The organism is Thermus composti (assembly GCF_014647535.1).
In the GTDB taxonomy this organism is placed as follows: domain Bacteria; phylum Deinococcota; class Deinococci; order Deinococcales; family Thermaceae; genus Thermus; species Thermus composti.
This window is the reverse complement of record NZ_BMPJ01000055.1, coordinates 1-2647: the sequence shown is the minus strand read 5'-3', so window position 1 is coordinate 2647 and position 2647 is coordinate 1. Positions and strand designations below refer to the sequence as shown.

Here is a 2647-nt window from a genome sequence, read left to right as displayed (position 1 = left end):
CCTTACCCATCGCCTGGGTAGCTAGGGTGGCGGCGTGAATAGTGTCGGAGCGAATAACCGAAGGGGGGAAGTCTAATCGGATAGTCCTCCCTGTGTAAAGCACCACCTCCACCTGGGCCCGTACCACCTGTTCCTCGGAGAGGAGGGGGGCGAGTTCTTCCAAGAGCACCTCTTCTAAAGCCTTGGGCTCCAGGGCCTGGAGGAGGTTTTTCCGGACAAGAAGGGCTTCCACGGGTCCCTTTTCTACCTTAAGAAGGGTGAACTGCCCGGGGGCCAGGCTTTCCGCCATGCGCCTGGCCGCCTCCGGGCCGATGGGGGCGTGGCGGCCGATGAGGAGGACGTCCCAGAGGAGTGGGATCTCAAAGAGCTGGCCGCTTAGGCGGAGTTCCAGCTGCCGCTTAGAGGGGGTGTTCCTCTTAGCCATCCCCCTAAGTTTACTCTTCCTCCCCGTTTTCTAGCTTCTGGAAGTGCTCCAGGGCCTCCCGCACCTTCTCGTGCACCCAGTAGGCCTTGCGGCCGAAGAGGAGCTCCACCGCCTCGTCCACGCTTTCCACGGCGTAGAGGTGGAAGCGCCCCTTTTCCAGGGCCTCCACCACCTCTTCCCGTAAGGTGAGGTGGGGGAGGTTGGCCTTGGGAAGGACCACCCCCTGGGTTCCCGTGAGGCCCAGGGTCCGGCAGACCCGGTAAAACCCTTCCACCTTCTCCGCCACCCGGCCCACGGCGAGGACCCTTCCCGTCTGGTCAATGGCCCCGGTCACCGCCAGGTCCTGCCTTAAGGGAAGGCCGGAGATGGCGGAGAGCACCGTCAGAAGCTCGGCGAGCCCCGCCGAATCCCCCTCAATGCTCCCGTAGCTCTGCTCAAAGACCAGGCTCACCGTGGCGGAGAGGGCCCCCACCTGGGCGTAGGTGCCCCGAAGGTACCCGGCCAGGGTGAGGACCGCCTTGTGAAAGACCTGCCCCCCAAGGCCCACCTCCCGGTCAATGGAGAGGATCCCCTCCCGGCCGGGCCCCGCCTGGGCGGTGATGCGCACGGGGCGGCCTGCGGGCAGGGGGCCTTCCACCACCACCAGGCCGTTCACCTCCCCCACCCGCTCCCCGGCCACCTCCAGGGCCACCACCCCCTCCTCGAGGTCCTGGAGGTAGAGGGCCTCTTCCAGGGCGAAGCGCTCTTCCCGCGCCCGCACCGCTTCCCTTACCGCCTTCTTGTCCACGGGGGTGCGGAGGGCCGCCGCCTCCTTGGCCAGGTCCAGGATCCGGTAGAGGCGGGCGTCTAGCCTTTCCCGGTGCCCCGCAAGCCGCCTGGCCTCGTCGGCCAGGGCGGCGAGCCCCCCGGGGGTGAGGGGGATGCCCTCCTTCTCCAGAAATCCCCCCAGGTAGGCCACGTTTTCCCGGGTGTAGGGGATCTCGGGGGCGAACTCCACCCGGAAGGGGAAAAGCTCCAAAAACTCCTCGTCCTCCTCCAGGAAGGCCATGACCTCCGGGGGGCCCACCAGGAAGACCTGGGCCTCGAGGGGGGCGGGTTTGAGCCTGGGGCCCTTGACCTCGGGGTGGGGGGCCAAGGGCTCCACCTCCCCCGTGGCCAGGGCCCGCTTGAGGAGGGGGTAGCTCCCCAGCTCCCACACCCGGTGGGCCTCGAGGACCACCACCCCTCCGGCGGCCTTGAGGAGGGCGCCGGGCCGCAGGAGGCCCAGATGGGTGGTGAGGACCCCCTCGTGGACCTCGTACTCCAGGTGGCCGAAAAGCCTTTCCGGGGTGGGGTTGGGCTCGTAGACCACCCGGCTTCCCCCCTCCACCAAAAGCCGGGGGAGAAGGGCCTGGAAGGCGGGCTCCTCCTCCAGGGCCGCCGCCCTTAGGAGGGTTTCTAAAAGCCAGTCCAGGTAGCGCCCGGTCTCGGGGAAGCGGGCCTTGAGCTCCTTGGCCCGGGGGAGAAGAAAGCGCTCGGCGAAGCCCCGCCTTAAGGCGGCCACCTCCGCCTGGGCCTTCTGCCTGGCGTCCATGTAGGCCAAAACCGTCTCCTCCAGCTTGGCGGAAAGCTCGGGGGGCAGGGGGCCCTTGCCCGAAAGCCTGAAGGTCTCCTCCGTCTCCTCAAGGGCGAAGCCGTGGCTTTCGGCCTCCTGAGAAAGGGCCTTTAGGAGGGCCTCCGCCTCCTTCTGGTAGCGGGCTTCCACCAGGCTTTTGGCGTAAAGGAAACCCTTTTCCCGGAAAAGCCCCGGGGTGAACTCGGCCAAAAGGGCCTCCACTCCCTCCACCAGAGCCCTTCCCTTCCCCTCGGGGAGGAGGAGGGGGAAGGCCTCCTCCCCCACGGGAAGGTAGACCAGCTCGGGCCGGGGGAAGGTGCGGCCCTCCAGGTAGGCGAGGAGGCGCCTGCGCTTGCCCAGGCCGCTGGGCCCCACCAAATAGCCGTGGCCGCCCTGGCGGAAGGCGGCCTCCAGGGCCCTTAGGGCCTGGGCCTGGCCGAAGAAGAGGGGGGCGGGTTTGGGCTTGGTGGGCGGGGTGAACCAACGCAAGGAGGCGACCCGCATGGGGAACACTATACCGGCCCCTTTGGGTAAACTGGGCTTTAAAGGGAGGATTTTATTCCCCCCTTCGGTTATTCGCTCCGACACTATTCACGCCGCCACCCTAGCTACCCAGGCGATGGGTAAGG

Annotated in this window: 2 protein-coding genes; both read right to left on the bottom strand. The window is 67.4% G+C overall.

The genetic code is table 11. The features are described 5' to 3' along the window. Positions 1 to 424 (bottom strand): hypothetical protein (locus IEX93_RS11325; protein WP_229906187.1); only part of this gene is annotated, 424 nt, incomplete at its 3' end. A 10-nt stretch (positions 425 to 434) separates the two neighbouring features. Continuing rightward, complete coding sequence (locus IEX93_RS11320; protein WP_188848287.1) at positions 435 to 2522, bottom strand: AAA family ATPase; 2088 nt, start codon at positions 2520 to 2522, stop codon at positions 435 to 437. Positions 2523 to 2647: the final 125 nt, after the last annotated feature.

Bases quoted from the DNA above. Each gene is read 5' to 3' on its own strand.
- IEX93_RS11320 (WP_188848287.1), bottom strand. From the start codon at position 2,522: ATGCGGGTCGCCTCCTTGCGTTGGTTCACCCCGCCCACCAAGCCCAAA.